18 protein-coding genes are annotated in these 15,731 nt (G+C 62.1%); 16 read left to right on the top strand and 2 right to left on the bottom strand.

The window, feature by feature from the left end; all coding sequences use genetic code 11:
• A partial coding sequence (locus ACEW8N_RS16040) for a PD-(D/E)XK nuclease family protein (RefSeq protein ID WP_373500855.1) occupies positions 1 to 859 on the top strand: 859 nt, incomplete at its 5' end.
• A 10-nt stretch (positions 860 to 869) separates the two neighbouring features.
• Here the strand turns inward: ACEW8N_RS16040 and ACEW8N_RS16045 are convergent.
• The gene (locus ACEW8N_RS16045; protein ID WP_373500856.1) at positions 870 to 1,607 is read right to left on the bottom strand and encodes a uracil-DNA glycosylase family protein; all 738 of its coding nucleotides are present in this window, start codon (positions 1,605 to 1,607) and stop codon (positions 870 to 872) included.
• A 119-nt stretch (positions 1,608 to 1,726) separates the two neighbouring features.
• The gene (locus tag ACEW8N_RS16050) at positions 1,727 to 3,259 is read right to left on the bottom strand and encodes a nitronate monooxygenase (protein WP_373500857.1); all 1,533 of its coding nucleotides are present in this window, start codon (positions 3,257 to 3,259) and stop codon (positions 1,727 to 1,729) included.
• Positions 3,260 to 3,751: 492 nt separating this feature from the next.
• On the opposite strand from ACEW8N_RS16050, the gene ACEW8N_RS16055 reads away from it, so the two are divergent.
• From ACEW8N_RS16055 to rfaE2, 15 genes are all read left to right on the top strand, one after another.
• A complete protein-coding gene (locus tag ACEW8N_RS16055; protein WP_373500858.1) occupies positions 3,752 to 4,204 on the top strand; it encodes a universal stress protein in 453 nt (150 codons plus the stop codon).
• 136 nt (positions 4,205 to 4,340) lie between these two features.
• Positions 4,341 to 4,532 carry a hypothetical protein gene (locus ACEW8N_RS16060; RefSeq protein ID WP_373500859.1) on the top strand — a complete coding sequence of 64 codons (192 nt, stop codon included), beginning with the start codon at positions 4,341 to 4,343 and terminating at the stop codon, positions 4,530 to 4,532.
• A 323-nt stretch (positions 4,533 to 4,855) separates the two neighbouring features.
• Positions 4,856 to 5,026 carry a hypothetical protein gene (locus ACEW8N_RS16065; protein WP_373500860.1) on the top strand — a complete coding sequence of 57 codons (171 nt, stop codon included), beginning with the start codon at positions 4,856 to 4,858 and terminating at the stop codon, positions 5,024 to 5,026.
• Between the two features lie 64 nt (positions 5,027 to 5,090).
• On the top strand, positions 5,091 to 5,426 hold the full coding sequence (locus ACEW8N_RS16070) for a hypothetical protein (protein WP_373500861.1): 336 nt from the start codon (positions 5,091 to 5,093) through the stop codon (positions 5,424 to 5,426).
• Positions 5,427 to 5,642: 216 nt separating this feature from the next.
• Positions 5,643 to 7,505 (top strand): exodeoxyribonuclease V subunit alpha, encoded by a 1,863-nt coding sequence (gene recD / locus ACEW8N_RS16075; RefSeq protein ID WP_373500862.1) that lies wholly within the window; start codon positions 5,643 to 5,645, stop codon positions 7,503 to 7,505.
• 133 nt (positions 7,506 to 7,638) lie between these two features.
• A complete protein-coding gene (locus tag ACEW8N_RS16080; RefSeq protein WP_373500887.1) occupies positions 7,639 to 9,570 on the top strand; it encodes an ATP-binding cassette domain-containing protein in 1,932 nt (643 codons plus the stop codon).
• Between the two features lie 176 nt (positions 9,571 to 9,746).
• Positions 9,747 to 9,920 carry a Trm112 family protein gene (locus ACEW8N_RS16085; RefSeq protein WP_373500863.1) on the top strand — a complete coding sequence of 58 codons (174 nt, stop codon included), beginning with the start codon at positions 9,747 to 9,749 and terminating at the stop codon, positions 9,918 to 9,920.
• Positions 9,921 to 9,932: 12 nt separating this feature from the next.
• The gene (locus tag ACEW8N_RS16090) at positions 9,933 to 10,466 is read left to right on the top strand and encodes a DUF4416 family protein (RefSeq protein WP_373500864.1); all 534 of its coding nucleotides are present in this window, start codon (positions 9,933 to 9,935) and stop codon (positions 10,464 to 10,466) included.
• 8 nt (positions 10,467 to 10,474) lie between these two features.
• Positions 10,475 to 11,344 (top strand): YicC/YloC family endoribonuclease, encoded by an 870-nt coding sequence (locus ACEW8N_RS16095; protein WP_373500865.1) that lies wholly within the window; start codon positions 10,475 to 10,477, stop codon positions 11,342 to 11,344.
• A 45-nt stretch (positions 11,345 to 11,389) separates the two neighbouring features.
• Positions 11,390 to 11,656 (top strand): DUF370 domain-containing protein, encoded by a 267-nt coding sequence (locus tag ACEW8N_RS16100; protein WP_373500888.1) that lies wholly within the window; start codon positions 11,390 to 11,392, stop codon positions 11,654 to 11,656.
• 58 nt (positions 11,657 to 11,714) lie between these two features.
• A complete protein-coding gene (gmk, locus tag ACEW8N_RS16105; RefSeq protein WP_373500866.1) occupies positions 11,715 to 12,329 on the top strand; it encodes a guanylate kinase in 615 nt (204 codons plus the stop codon).
• 7 nt (positions 12,330 to 12,336) lie between these two features.
• Positions 12,337 to 13,080 (top strand): 23S rRNA (guanosine(2251)-2'-O)-methyltransferase RlmB, encoded by a 744-nt coding sequence (rlmB, locus tag ACEW8N_RS16110; RefSeq protein ID WP_373500867.1) that lies wholly within the window; start codon positions 12,337 to 12,339, stop codon positions 13,078 to 13,080.
• Between the two features lie 128 nt (positions 13,081 to 13,208).
• Entirely contained in the window at positions 13,209 to 14,432 is a 1,224-nt protein-coding gene (gene icd / locus ACEW8N_RS16115; RefSeq protein WP_373500868.1) for an isocitrate dehydrogenase (NADP(+)), read from the top strand.
• Positions 14,433 to 14,448: 16 nt separating this feature from the next.
• Complete coding sequence (locus ACEW8N_RS16120) at positions 14,449 to 15,243, top strand: carbon-nitrogen family hydrolase (protein ID WP_373500869.1); 795 nt, start codon at positions 14,449 to 14,451, stop codon at positions 15,241 to 15,243.
• The gene (gene rfaE2, locus ACEW8N_RS16125) at positions 15,233 to 15,730 is read left to right on the top strand and encodes a D-glycero-beta-D-manno-heptose 1-phosphate adenylyltransferase (protein WP_373500870.1); all 498 of its coding nucleotides are present in this window, start codon (positions 15,233 to 15,235) and stop codon (positions 15,728 to 15,730) included. Before ACEW8N_RS16120 ends, rfaE2 begins: the two co-directional genes overlap by 11 nt.
• Position 15,731: the final 1 nt, after the last annotated feature.

The following is a 15,731-nucleotide window of genomic DNA, read 5'->3' on the forward strand; positions in this document are numbered from 1 at the left end:
GGAGGAGGAGGCGCCCGCCGCACCGGAGGCCCCGGCGACTCCCGCCCGCGACGACCGGGACATCTTCGCCTTTCCCCGGGGCGCCCGGGCCGGCACCTGCCTCCACGAAATATTCGAACACCTCGATTTCCTGCAGACCCGCACGGAGGCTATCACGCCGCTCATCCGGGGCGCGCTTCGAAAGCACCGTTTTGACGACCGATGGGCCCCCGCCGTCGCGGGGATGGTGGGGCGGGTGGTGAGGCTCGCCCTCGATCCCGAGGACAGAGAAGGGGGGTCCGGGACCCTCGGGGGGAATGGCGGGGAGGATGGGATCCTGACCCTGTCGGCGGTCCCGGCGGCCCGGCGCATCAACGAGATGGGCTTTTATTTCCCCCTGAAAACGCTGTCGGGCCGAAGCCTCGGAAGCGTCTTTGCCGGGCACGGCATCACCGGGCCGTCGGGGGATTTCCCCGAGCGGATCGGGCGGCTGGAATTGTCGCGGACAGGGGGCATGATGAAAGGGTTCATCGACCTGGTGTTCGCCCACGGCGGGCGGTACTACATCGTGGACTGGAAGTCGAACCACCTGGGGGATCGGCCGGAGGACTACGGCCAGGCGGCCCTGGACACGGTCATGGCCGACAGCTTCTACATTCTGCAGTACCACCTGTACGCCCTGGCCCTTCACCGCTACCTGAAGCACCGCCTCCCCGGATATGATTACGACGCCCATTTCGGGGGCGTGCGCTATCTTTTTCTGAGGGGCATCGACCCGGAAAAGGACCCGTCATTCGGCATGTTCAAAGACCGCCCCCGGGCCGCAGTCATCCGATCCCTGGAAGCCCTCCTGGTCGATACCCCCGCCGATGAAGGCTGATCCCTCTTCTTCAGCCTTCAGCCTGTATCTCGATCCCCACCGCCGATAGCTCCGCTTCGATCCGGCCGGCCCAGTCCCGGTTGGCCCGGGGGTTGGCCGGGCTGGGGTGGGTGATCCCGGCGACGGCCACTTCCGCCCCTGCAAGAGCCTCCCGGGCCCGAGCCTCGGCGAACACGCCAACGCCGACCACCCACCGGGGCCTGAAATACCGGACCGTGGCGCGCAGGGCCGCGTCGCAGGCCGCAAAAAGCGGGGCCTGCTCGGCTTTTTTGAGCTTATCGGGCGTCCGGTTTCCCCCCGCCGCATCCAGGAACATGAGCGGACAGTAGTTGATGACGAAAAAGCGCGAAAAAAAGACGGCGGGGTCGCCGAACCGCGCCCTTGCCCATCCCCAGAGCCTCCGGCCGCTGGCCTCGCTTTTGGGGCACGCGAATCCGTCGACCGGTTTTTTGGGATGGACGGCGGGGGGCGCGGCGACCGGGGCCTCGATCCCCATCCAGCCCGCCACGGCTGCGACCTCGCCAAAGGGGACGCCGGTCTGGGCCATTCCCCAGGGGCCGGGGTTCATGCCCAGGAGGAGGATCTCCTTGGGCGGACGGCCGAACCTTCGGGCATACCGGCGAAACCCTTCACCGGCGTATTCAAGCGGATTGTAGACGTAGGCCACCGGCGGGCCGAACCGGAGGGGGGCGACGGCGTGGACCAGGGCTTCGATCGTCTCTTCGATGGGCGTGACGGGGGCGGGCATCCGGCGGGGGAGCGGACGCTACTTGAGCGCCCGGTAATCGCTGTCCGCGTTGTAGACGGCGGCTATGGGGTTGTGGCCGAGAAGGCGGTCCTTGACCGCGAGCACGGTTACCGGGGCCGTCATGCCTGAAGCGTGAGCGCCGGCGCTTCGTCCAGGCACGCTTCACTCCGGCGGAAGGAGACGCTCTTTTCCAGTTTGCGGACAGGCGATGCATGGCTTTCCTCCTGCCGCGACAGGAGGTAATCGATGACGTCTCCGGCGCTGTATTCCCGCTTCAGACGGCCTGCGATCGACTTCACCGTCGAGAAATCCTCTCCGGCGGTGAGAATCGGGATCTCCCGGCCGGTTTCGCGCACCTGCCCCAGGCCGATGGAGGCCAGAAGCCCGTTGCACAGGCACATTTTCCCGATGGTGTCGGCCTCGGCGCCCCCTTTTTTAAGAAAATTCTCCACCGGCTCACCGGGGCATCGATAAACGATTTCAGAATTTTCATCGCAGACAAACTGCTGCAGGAGGCCGAGGTCGCAGACGCGGTGCCTGGACTTGCAGCCCTGGACGCTCGTCAGGTCGTTGTTCAGGTCGATCAGCTTGAACGGATACCCGGTGGGCGACGCCTCAAAATCGGTCAGGGTCTCGATACGGTCCGCAAGGATTCTGTCGATGACGGCCTTCCGGATCTCAGGCATGAGAGCCGATTCCGTGCAATAAGCAAAGACCGTCCCGACCTGAATCCCGTTCGCCCCCGCGCCCAGAGCCTCTTTCAGTTTCCCCGGGGAGGCATATCCGCCGGCCAGCCAGAACGGTTTTCCCAGTTCCTTGATCCGGTCGATGTTCGGAGCGTCCTTCAGGCCGAATTGCGGCGCCGTATCGCCGTCCGATTTGGGTGCCCTGCGCGGCGGCGCATTGTGTCCGCCCGCGGTGTGGTTTTCCACGATAAATCCGTTGACCTCCCCGGAGGCCTTCCGGACCATGGTCTTGGCAACGATATCCGAGGAGACGATGGCCAGGAATCGGGGGCGCTTCAGCGGAAAAACCGTCCCCTCGCAGAATGCCCCGGGATTGAACGATTGAATGAATGGGATGTGGTCGGGATTGTTTTCCACATGAAGCTTGAGCTCCACCGGCCGCCACTGGGAAAGCCCGTCGAGTATCCCCGGGATGGACAGGGGGATGCCGGCACCCATCAGGACCACATCGACGCCGGCGATCATCGCCCCGAACAGGGAAGGCAGCGTCGGGAGTTGAACCTTCTCGAGGTAATTGATGCCGACCACCCCGTCATGGCCCTCCTTTGCCAGGAAGACCTCGATAAAATTAGCCACAATCATGACTTCCATGAGGGATTGCTTCATATGCAGCGTCGGCCGGGGCGTCAGCTTGAAGGGCTTCTCGGGCGATTTGCCGTTCGGGATAAAAAAAGCGTCCAATACCCGCCGCGCCATATCCGGCCAAGGGAAATGGGAGATCGCCCGCCGGATGTCTCCACTGGGATCACCCAACTGGAGACGCCTTACGATCACCTGATCGAGAGCGACGCCGGACACGACGCCCATCTGCCCCAGCTTCGCAACCGCTTTGGCCAGTCGCCAGTCCGATACCCCGATCCCCATGCCGCCCTGGATAATTTCAGGAAGTTTTGAATCATTCCTCATGGTATGTGCATCGCCTTTGAATGTATGTTTGAAACCCGTTCCTCACGACATGGACCGCATCATGCCGTCGCAGGGAACCAGGCGAATCAGTACCGCTCAAGATGGTGATGGACGTTGCGCAGTCTGCATGACGAACCCCGTATTCACGCCGCTCGGGCTCGTGCGGCAGACCGCGCCACGGCACCGCTGCCTGAGACCCTTTTGCGCACCCTGAAAATTCTGCTGGATGAATTATGGCAAAGTCGGAGGGCGCCGTAAAGACAGGTCTTCTTCATCCGTCACCCCTGACATAGATATTTTCATTTTTTTCAGATGGATATCTGCTTCTGTAAAAGAATTGTATCCGGAAAGATCATCCTTGATTTACTGATCTTTCCGGATAGTTCTTTCCGTTTCTTCCTCGACACTTTACATTGAATCAAGAATAGTTACATTATAAACAAAAATGTGGCCGGTGTTTCCTGGAGCAACCCATAACAAGGAGCTGTGAACATGGAGATCAAAAAAATCCTCTGGCCCACCGATTTTTCAAAAAGCGCGGAGAAGGCGCTTCCCCACGTCAAATCCCTGACCCAGAAATACGACGCCGAGATTCACGTCCTGTACGTCATCGAAGACACTGCCCACCACGAGCCCTGGTATGGCGTTTTTGAAAAGGACCATGTGGAAAAACTGATCGAGCGGGCCAAGAAATCCGCCAACGAGCGACTGGAGCAGATCTGCAGCAAATACCTGGAGGGGTGCCCCATGTACATCCGGCACATCGCCATGGGAGACCCCGCCAGAACCATCCTGGATTTCATTACCAACGAATCCGTGGACATGGTGGTCATGGCGACCCGGGGCAGCAAGGGGGATTTTCCCTTCGGCAGCGTCACTGAAAAGGTCGTCAAAAACTCTCCCGTGCCTGTTGTCAGCATCCCCACCGTGGAAGACGAGGCGTAGGCGTCCGGTCCGCCTGCCTGCTTTTTTTATTGGCAATCCCCGGTGGAGGGTCTAATACTGTCCGGAAGCGTCGGCGAACGGATCCCACGGGAGAATCAAACGAAAAAATCTCTAAAATTTCAGGGGAAACAGACACATGGAAAACCAGTATATCCAATTCAACACACAGATCTGGGGCTACGATTTCACCTGCAAGCACTGCGGAAAGGTCGGCTCCGTAGAAGGTGAGGCGCCCGTGAACGCCCGGATCGTCATGGTTCAAAGAGGATGGGAGTTCATCGAGAACGGCGGGGAGTTCACCCCGATCTGTGAGATATGCGGCAAATGAGGCATGCCGCCCGTGCAGGACGGCCTGCCGATCTCCCCTGACCCCCGGTTCTCCGGCCCGGATGCAGCCCCGTCCAGGGGCATGAACCCGCTATAGACTGCCCTCGCTTCCCCGAAACAGCGACACCCTGCCCGGCCCCCGTATCGGCGGGCCGGGCGCCCCATGACCGGATCCCCTGTTTCGCCCAAGACGGATGGTTTTACCCCCTCATCAAACCCCTATTCACCTCTCTTTGCACAGCAGTCCAGGATGGCTTATTTTCTACCTCATAAAGCACTATGCACGATGCCAGTCCAACCCCATCCAATTTAATGGAGGCAGCCATGACGACAGAAAAGACCCACATCCCGGCAAAGGATATTCACGGCAACGATTATTACTGCCCCGTGCCCGGAGGCCCGGAGCTTTCCGAACCGGCCGCTCCGGATCTCGCGGACTGTGTCGAAAAAGATGTCACGGAACGATATTCAGGCAATATTGACATTGCGAAATGACGGCGATCCACGGCCGCAAAAAAATACTTGAGCAATGCCCGGCGGGGCATTGAGGAGACTGCTTATGAACGACCATCTGAAAGAGACCCTGACAAAGATCGGCGAAGATTTTCAAACGGACATCGCCCTGGGATCGCGGTTCTACCTCGAGGTAGACATCGGGGAAAAGGCGGAGCGGCTGGGATTTTCGGACGTTGTTGAACAGTACGGGAAAACCTACGTCATCGTTCCCATCAAGCATCCCCGGGCCGGGATGAAGGTCCGCATCGACGGCAGGACCTTCGTCAACTACGCCCAGTTCGATTCGGGGATCGTGGTACCCGGCTACATTGCCAAGGAAGCGAACCTGCCTTACCGAACCTTTATTCCCAACGACAGCATGATCAGAAACTTCACGTGAACGCGGCGGCCCCCCAGCCGGGGCCGGTTTTCCGAAGCAGGGGCGGCCGGCGGAAAGAACATCGTTTCCCCCGCCCCACCTCATTCTCCCTGAAGGCACATGACCCTGCGGGCGCGATGGCGGTTCCGGGCCCCTGCCCGGACCCGCCCGCCTTGGAATGCCAGAGGGATCAAACCTTGTCCTTGCCCGGAATATCTGCTAAACCTCCTTCCCATCATGGATGCAACCCTGCGACAAACACTCTACGCGAGCGGCCTCTTCACCTGGCTGGACATTCACTTCGCCGCTTTCATCTCGAGAATCGCCTGGGGCGCGCCGCCGGAGGTTTCCGTGGCGGCGGCCCTGGTCAGCCGGAACCGGCGGATGGGGCACCTCTGCCTCGACCTGGTGTCGGCCGCCGGAGAAATCCCCTCGCAGGAGTTTGCGGCCGCGGGCATCTCCCTTCCGCCGGCCCGGGCATGGGCCGACACCCTCACGGCCAGCAGCGTTGTCGGCCGGCCGGGGGAAGTCGCCCCCCTCGTTCTGGACGACGGCCTGAGGCTCTATCTCCACCGCTACTGGGAATATCAGACATCCATCGTGGAAGAGATCCGGAAGCGCTCGGAGACCGCCTTGGACGACATCGACACGGACCGGCTCGCGGAGGGGATGGCCCGCCTCTTCCCCGGGCCGCCGGCCGGGGAGTCCGCGGCAGCGGATGATACCGACTGGCAGAAGGTCGCTGCATTCGCCGCGGTCTCCAGACGATTTTCGGTCATCTCCGGAGGCCCCGGCACGGGAAAGACGGCAACAGTGGCAAAAATCCTGGCGCTTCTGCTGGAGCAGGCCGGCGGAGCCCCCCTCAGGATCGCCCTGGCGGCGCCCACGGGTAAGGCGGCCGCACGGCTCAGGGAGGCCATCGTACGCGGCAGGTCGCATCTGGACAGCCCCCTGCGGGAGCTCATCCCCGATGAGGTCACGACCCTTCACCGCCTCTTGGGCAGCCTGCCGGACTCGCCCTTTTTCCGCCACACCGCAGAGCATCCTCTGCCCGTGGACCTGGTGGTCGTCGACGAGGCCTCCATGGTGGATGTCGCCCTCATGGCCAAGCTGATCCAGGCCGTTCCCCCGAAGGCGCGCCTGATCCTCCTGGGGGACCGGGACCAACTGGCGTCGGTGGAGGCCGGTGCCGTTCTGGGCGACATCTGCGACACGGGCACGGTCCATCAGTTTTCGGGCGCTTTCTGCCGGGCACTGGGCGATATCACGGGGGAGGCCCTGGCCTGTCCGGGTACAGAGAACAGCGCTCCCGGGCTTTCAGACAGCATCGTGCTGCTTCGGAAGAGCTACCGGTTCGGCGAAAATAGCGGCATTGCGAGGGCCAGCCGGGAGATCAACGCCGGAAACGGGAAAAGCACCCTTGCGGTCCTCGAATCCGACGCCTGCCCGGATGTCCGGTGGCGGGCGCTTCCCCGGTCGGAGGGGATGGCCCGGGCCATCCGGGATGCGGTCATTGGAGGGTATGGCCCCTATCTGGCATGCCGGGACGATCCCCCGGCCGCATTTCAGGCCTTCGACCGGTTCCGCATCCTGGCCGCGCTCCGTCAGGGGCCTTTCGGCGTCGCCCGTCTGAACGAAATCGCCGAGGATGTTCTCCGGGGGGAAGGCCTCATCCAGCCCAAGGGGACATGGTATCCGGGCCGCCCGGTCATGGTCACCCGGAACGACTACCCCCTCCGGCTCTTCAACGGCGACGTGGGGATCACCCTCCAGGATCCCCGGGGAAAACTCCGCGTCTGCTTTCCCGACGCCCGGGAGGGCGTCCGGTCTTTTTCCCCGCTCCGCCTGCCGGAGCATGAAACGGTCTACGCCATGACCGTCCATAAAAGCCAGGGGTCGGAATTCGGGCACGTGGCCCTGATCCTCCCGGATCAGGAATCGCCCGTCATGACCCGGGAGCTTCTCTACACCGGCATCACCCGGGCCGTCCGAAGCGTGGAGGTCTGGGGCGTGGCCTCCCTGCTGGTCAAGGCTGCGGGGCGCCCCATTGAGCGGAGGTCCGGACTTCGGGATGCGCTTTGGGGGACCCGCCGGGCCTGAAGAAAGGAGACAGGCGGTCATTTTTTCTGTTTACAAACCCCCCGGGGATCTTTAATATCCATGGTTTCGTAAAATGTCCGCAAGGCGCGGCCTGAACCCAGTCAACCACCATCATCCGTCACCCATCTTCATCATGATCAGCATCGAAAATATTTCCAAAAGCTTCGGGGGGCAGACCCTGTTCGAGAAGGCGGGCGTCAAGCTCAACCCGCGGGAGCGGGTCGGACTCGTCGGCCGCAACGGCCACGGCAAGACCACCCTTTTCCGCCTCATCCTGGGCGAGGAGGCCCCGGACGAGGGCGAGATCGTCATCCCCAAAAACTACCGGATCGGATATGTAGAGCAACATATCCGGTTCACGGAAGAGACGGTCCTCCAGGAGGGCATGCGGGGCCTTCCCGAATCGGAGAGCGACCACCACTGGAAGGTGGAAAAAGTCCTTTCTGGCCTGGGGTTTTCGGATGCGGATATGCACCGGAACCCCAATGAATTCTCCGGGGGGTACCAGGTGCGGCTCAATCTGGCCAAGGTCCTGGTCTCGGACCCGGACCTGCTCCTCCTGGATGAACCGACCAACTATCTCGACATCACCTCCATCCGCTGGATCGAGCGCTTTCTTCAGGCCTGGCCCCGGGAACTCCTCCTCATCACCCACAACCGCGGGTTCATGGACAAGGTGATCACCCACACCATCGCCATCCACCGGAAGAAGTTCCGAAAGATCACCGGAGACACCGGCCAGCTCTACGCCCAGATCGCCCAGGACGAGGAGGTGTACGAAAAAACGAGGATTAACGACGAACGCCGTCAGAAAGAGATCGAGCTCTTCATCTCCCGGTTCCGGGCCAAGGCACGCCTCGCCAACATGGTCCAGTCCCGGATCAAGACCCTCGATAAGATGGAAAAACGGAACAAGCTGGAGGAGATCAAGACCCTGGAGTTCTCGTTCCGAAGCAAGCCTTTCCGCGGCAAGCAGGTGATGACCGTCGAGAATCTCACCTTTGCCTACCCGGGCTGCCCGCCCTTGATCCGCGACCTCAGTTTTCAGGCAACGCCCGGAGACCGGATCTGCATCGTGGGGAAAAACGGCAAGGGAAAGACCACCCTGATCAAGCTACTCGGGGGGATGATGGCCCCGGACGCCGGGCAGATCCTCTACAACCCCAACATCACCCGGGGGTTTTTTGAACAGACCAACGTACAGAGTCTGGTGGACAGCCGGACGGTGCTTGAGGAGATCCTTTACGCGGACGAGGGCATCGACCAGCAGAGATCCCGAAACATCTGCGGCGCCATGATGTTCGAGGGCGACGACGCCCTGAAAAAGGTGGAGGTCCTCTCCGGCGGGGAAAAAAGCCGGGTCATGCTCGGAAAGCTGCTGGCCGCCCCCGTCAACCTTCTCCTGCTGGATGAACCCACCAACCACCTGGACATGGAGTCCTGCGACTCCCTCCTGGCGGCCCTGGACAATTTCGACGGCGTCGTGATCATGGTCACCCACAACGAGATGTTCCTCCATACCCTGGCCCGGCGCCTCATCGTCTTTCAGGATGATGCCGTCACCCTGTTCGAGGGCAGCTACGCCCGGTTCCTGGAAAAGGGCGGCTGGCGCGAGGAATCCGCCGGGGGGGCGCTCAAGGCCGCCGACAGGACGGCGGATCCCGCTCCGGACGCCCCCTCGAACACCCCCCAGAGCAGGCTCAATGGTGCGTTGGAAAAGGCTGCCGGCCCCAAGCTGGGAAAGAAGGATCTGCGCCGGCTTCGCTCGGAGATCCTGAAGGAGCGGGCGAAAATTGTAAAGCCCATTGAAAAGAAGATCGCCGGCGCAGAGAACGCCATCGACGGCCATGAAAAGGCGATGGAGACCCTGCACCGCGAGATGCAGGAGGCTTCCGAAATGGGCGACGGCACAAAAATCGTGGCCGTTTCCCAGGCCATCCATGCGGCCGAAACCGCCATCGAGGGCCATTTCAAGGATCTGGAAGCGCTGACCGCCCTCCTGGAGAAAGAATCGGCCCGCTTTGATCAAAGACTGGTCCAGATCGATGAGGGCTGCGAGGCATAATTTTTCAGCAATGATTTTACAGGGGCCGGGGAAGTCTGCTATACGATTTCTCATTCACGGCACCCGAGACCGCAATTTAGGTTTTAGATCACAGATCCTACAGAGACCGTCCTGATATTATCCGGCGTCCTTGAACCCTGAGACCTGAAACCCTTCGATACAAAAGGATATGACCTATGGCGATCAAGAAGGAACTGCTCGAAATTCTGGCCTGCCCGAAATGCAAGGGGGACATTCGCCTCAACGATGCCGGGGACGGGCTGATCTGCGATCACTGCAAGCTCCTTTACGAGATCAAGGATGACATCCCCATCATGCTCATCGATGAGGCCAGGCCCGTCGTCGGCTGAACACGGCCTGCCATGAGCACTCCCCGTCCCCCGGCCCCGGCGAAGCTGGTCGTCGGTCTTGTCATGAAGGAGCGGTCTCTGATCCGCCCCCTGACGGAGATCCTCGTTTCCCGTTTCGGCCCCCTGGACATGGTCAGCGCCTGGATGCGCTTCGATTTCACGAGCTATTACGCGGCCGAGATGGGCAGCCCCCTGTTCCGGCGCATGCTGACCTTCAAGGAGCTGATCGCCCAGGACCGGCTGCCCGAGATCAAGACCGCCACAAACGGCATCGAAACCGGTTTCGCCGAAGCCGGCCGGCGGCGGGTCAACATCGATCCCGGCTATCTGCTCCTCGAACGGTTTGTTCTGGCCAGTGGGAAGAATTTCACCCACCGGATCTACATCGGCCAGGGCATTTACGCGGACCTGACGCTCCTCTTCACCCGGGGAGGATTTGAGACGCTGCCATGGACCTACCCCGATTATGCGGACCCCGGGATGACCGCTCATCTCCACCAGATCCGCCGGCGCTACACCCTTGATTTGAAAGCAACGGAACCATGATCAAAAGCATGACCGCATTTTCGCGGGCTGAAACCTCGGCGGGCGCCCTTGCCGTCGCCGTCGAACTCCGCTCCTACAACAGCCGGAACCTCGATATCCTCTTCAAGCTGCCCCAGGCCTATTTTTCCCTGGAGGAGAGGGCCAAGAACTTGATTTCACAGGAACTTGTCAGGGGGCGAATCGAGGCGAAAATACAGATCAAGGAGAGTTCGGAGGAGGCCTGCGCATTCGAGGTCGACGAGACAACGGCCAGGGCCTATTTTCGGGCACTGGTCCGCCTGATCGAGCGCCTCCATCTCAAGACGGACATCTCCCTCGAACACCTGATCCACGTCCCGGGCCTCATCAAGCCTGCGGAGACCGAAAAGGACATGGAGGCATGCTGGGCGGTGCTGGCCCCCTGCCTCAGCCAGGCCCTTTCGGAGTTGGATGCCATGCGGCGCCGGGAAGGGGATTTCCTGGCCGGGGATGTCGAGGCGCGTCTTTCCGAAATTGAAGGGGTCCTGGGGGAAATCCGGCGGGACGCAGAGGGCCTGCTGCCGGTCTATCGGGACCGACTGAAGGATCGCATTGAAGCCCTGACCCAGGGCATGGTGGAGATCGATCCCGCCCGGATCGCCCAGGAAGCGGCGTTTCTGGCGGACCGGAGCGACATTTCCGAAGAGCTTGTCCGGGCCGAAAGCCATCTCCGGCAGTTTCGGGCCGTGATGGCCGGGGAAGAGCCCGGTGGCCGGAAGCTCAACTTTCTCCTTCAGGAATTCAACAGAGAATTCAATACGATCGGATCAAAAACCGGAAGCGCGGACGTATCCCACCGTGTGGTCTGGCTGAAATCCGAGCTTGAAAAAATTCGGGAACAGGTCCAGAATGTGGAATAAATGGCGCATTTATTGAAAAAACCGAACATGAACGCGGGAGGCATGATGGAGCAGACCCTGTTGAACATTGGATTCGGCGGCACCGTGGTGGCGGACCGGGTGGTCGCCATCGTTTCGCCCAACTCGGCTCCCATGAAGCGCCTCAAGGACGAGGCCAAGGAAGACCGGCGTCTGGTGGACGCCACCCACGGCCGCCGGACCCGCTCCATCATCATCATGGACAGCAACCACATCGTCCTCTCGGCCATCCAGGCGGAAACCATCTCCCAAAGGTATGAAGCCGCCATCCGGGAATCCAAAGCCAAATCGTGACGGCATGCCGTCATCCGCAAAGCCCATCGGCAGACCGCATCCGAAAGAAAGCCGCACCGTGACCTCTTCTACCATGGAAACAACCGACCAGCGGAATGGAAGGCTCTACATCGTCTCGGGGCCGTCCGGCGCCGGAAAGACCACCCTGTGCCGGACCGTTCTCGAACATTTTGGCGACATGGGCTACTCCATCTCCCACACGACGCGCGCCCCTCGGGGTAAAGAGAAGGACGGCGTCGACTATTTCTTCATCCCCAAGGCGGATTTTCTCCGCGGCATCTCGGAGGGGCGCTGGGCCGAATGGGCCGAGGTCCACAACAATTTCTACGGCACCGCCAGGGACCTGCTGGAAAAACGCCTTGCCCGGGGCCGGGACGTTCTTCTCGATATCGACGTCCAGGGCATGGACCAGATCGTCCGGAACTACCCCGAAAGCGTCACCATCTTCATCATGCCGCCGTCCCTCGAAGCCCTGCGGACGCGGATGGACGAAAGGGGCACCGATACCCCGGTGGTCATCGAGAAACGGCTCAGGAACGCCGTGCTGGAGATCGCCGCAAAAGACCGCTACCAGCATGTCATTGTCAACGACCAGCTGCCCGAGGCCGTCCGTCGGGTGATCGACATCATTGCGGCCCGCCGGGGCAACCCGCCACCCGACCCGTCAGCGTGAGCGGCCCATGAAAACGGAAATCCTTTTCGGCATCCACCCCGTCATGGAGGGGCTCCGCGCCGGCCGGCGCGCCTTCAAGGCGCTCTACCTTGCCCAAAACCGCGCAGATGATCGAACGGAGGCCCTTTCGGCGGCAGCGGCATCCCACGGCGTGCCGGTCCGGCGGATCTCCCCGGAAAAGCTGCGGTCCATGGCCGGCTCCGAGTTCCATCAGGGGGTCGCCGCCGAGGTCGGCCCTTTTCCGACGGTGGCGGATCCCCTGCCGGCCGACGCCCGCGCCCCCTTTCTCCTGGTCGCGGACAGCGTGGTGGATCCCCACAATCTGGGGGCACTGATCCGCACGGCCCTGTGCGCGGGCGTGGACGGCGTCATTCTCCCCAGGGACCGGGCCGCCGGCCCCACGCCCGTCGTCTCCAAAGCCTCCGCCGGGGCCATGGAGCACATGCGCCTCTTCCTGGCGACCAACCTGGCCCGCACCCTGGAGGATCTCAAGAAAAAGGGCGTATGGATCTCCGGGATGGATGCGGGCGGCAAGCGCTCCATTTTCGACAGCGACCTCACCGGCCCGCTGGCCATTGTCATCGGCGGCGAGGAAAAGGGCCTCCGGCCCCTGGTCAAACGGCAGTGCGATTTTCTCATCACCATCCCGCAGAAGGGCCCCGTCACCTCCCTGAACGCCTCGGTCGCGGGCGCGGTGGTGATGTACGAAGCCTTCAGGCAGCGCCTTGCCGCCGGCGGAAACGACCGCTGAAAAAAATGGGTTGTCTCCAACAAAAAAGTGGTTAACAGATTATATTGGCGGCGAATTGCGTTTGAACCCTGTTTCGGGATAGCTTTTACGAAAGGCTTCGCGAGGCAACAGCCGGAAAGGATGAGGGTATGGGAGACAGGATCACGAAAAACAGCGACGGCAGCTTGAACGTTCCGGACAACCCGGCAATCCCCTTTATCGAGGGCGACGGCATCGGCCCCGATATCTGGCATGCCGCACGAATGGTCATGGACAGCGCCGTCGGCGTTGCCTACGGCGGCAGGCGGAAGATCGACTGGCTCGAGGTGGACGCCGGCGAAAAAGGATACGAACGGACCGGCGAATGGCTGCCCGACAGCACCCTTAAGACCATCGAAGCCCATGTGGTGGCCATCAAGGGCCCCATGACGACACCGGTGGGCAAGGGCATCCGCAGCCTCAACGTCGCCATCCGTCAGAAGCTCGACCTCTACGCCTGCGTCCGGCCGGTAAAATACATCGACCCGGTGCCGAGTCCCATGAAAAACCCGAAAGAGGTGGACATGGTGATCTTCCGTGAAAACACGGAAGACCTGTACGCCGGCATCGAATTCGAGTCCGGAACCGACGAGGCCGCGGCCGTCATCGCTTTTCTGAAGGAGAAGACCGGAGCGGACCTTCCCATGGATGCCGGGATCGGCATCAAACCCATCAGCCCCGCGAACACCAAGCGGCTGGTCGCCGCCGCCATCCGTCACGCCGTCGACAACCGCCTGCCCAGCGTCACCCTGATGCACAAGGGAAACATCATGAAATACACCGAGGGCGCCTTTCGGAAGTGGGGATATGAGGTGGCCCGGGAGCGCTTCGGCGACCGGACCATCACCGAGGCGGATCTCTGGGAGCATCACGGGGGCGTCGTCCCCGAGGGCAAGGTCGTCATCAAGGACCGCATCGCGGACATGCTCTTCCAGCAGGTCCTCCTGAGACCTTCCGAATACTCGGTGATCGCCACCCCGAACCTCAACGGAGACTACATCTCCGACGCACTGGCGGCCCAGGTGGGTGGCCTGGGCATGGCCCCCGGCGCCAATATCGGGGACACCTGCGCGGTGTTCGAGGCGACCCACGGGACCGCCCCCAAATACGCGGGATTGGACAAGGTCAACCCCGGCTCCCTGATCCTGTCCGGCGCAATGATGCTCGATTACATGGGCTGGACGGAGGCCGCGACCCTGGTTCGGGACGGCATCTCCGCCGCCATCCAGGCCGGCACCGTCACCTACGACCTGGCGCGCCAGATCGAGGGCGCCACGGAGGTCAAGTGCTCGGAATTCGGCCATAAGATCATCGAAAAGATGTCGACGCATTGATCCGGAGTTGAGACACATGGAAAGATCGCCGTTCAAGGTTGGATTCATCCAGTTCGACGTCCGGTCCGGGGAGGTTGCGGCCAACCTTGCCGAGGCCGAAAAGCACCTCGCGCGCCTGGCAGACGAGGGCGTCTCCATGGCCGTGCTCCCCGAGATGTGGTCCTGCGGATTCGACAACCTGAACCTCGCCCGCCACGCCGCAGGCACCCCTAAGATCCTGGAACGGCTCTGCGGACTCGCCTCCCGCCTCAACATGGTGATCGCCGGGTCCATGCCCGAAGCGGACGACGGCCGGATCTACAACACCCTCCACCTCGTGGATGCCGACGGCAGGATCGCCGGCGCCTACCGCAAGGTCCATCTATTTTCGGTCACCGATGAGCACCGGTACTTCAGCCCGGGCGACCGGAGCGTGGTCTGCGACACCACCCTGGGTCCGGTGGGGCTGATGATCTGCTACGATCTTCGGTTTCCGGAGCTCTGCCGCGCCCTCGTCCTCAAAGGGGCGAACATCGTGGTGATGCCCGCCCAGTGGCCCGATGCCCGCATCGACCGGTGGGACATCCTGGCCCAGGCCCGGGCCATTGAAAACCAGATCTATGTCATCGGGGCCAATCGGTGCGGCCTGGAGAACACGATCCGCTTCTCCGGCCATTCCATCATCGTCGATCCCACCGGAACCGTCCTGGCGTGGGCGCCCGACGGCGATGCGCGGACCGGGGTCGCCGTCGTGGACCCGGCGCATCAGGCGCGGATCCGGGAATATATGCCCTCCCTCAAGGAAAGGATGCCCGGGGCCTATGAGCTGTAGCTTGGCCGTCAAACTCCTGGCGCGGGACGACCTTTCAGCCCTCCTGCTAAAAACCCGCTCGCCTGTGCGGCCGGTCGTGTTCACCAACGGGTGCTTCGATCTCCTCCACGTCGGGCACGTCCGCTACCTCGCGGCGGCCCGGGCATTGGGGGGGCTTCTGGTGGTGGGGCTCAACTCCGACGCGTCGGTCCGCCGAATCAAGGGGCCGCTGCGGCCCATCATCGGCCAGGAGCAGCGGGCCGAGGTCCTGTCGGGGCTTGCGTGCGTCGATTTCGTCACCATCTTTGATGAACCGGACCCGCTGGCACTCATTGAAACGCTTCAACCGGACGTGCTGGCCAAGGGCGCCGACTGGGACTTAGCCGACATCATCGGCGCCGACGCCGTTCTGTCCCGGGGGGGGCGGGTGGAACGGATATCCATCGTTCCCGGAGCATCCACCTCCGGTATCATCGACACCATTGTCGAACGGTACAGCGGGCGCTGAG

The sequence above is a fragment of the Desulfococcus sp. genome (assembly GCF_041737845.1).
In the GTDB taxonomy this organism is placed as follows: Bacteria; Desulfobacterota; Desulfobacteria; order Desulfobacterales; family Desulfococcaceae; genus Desulfococcus.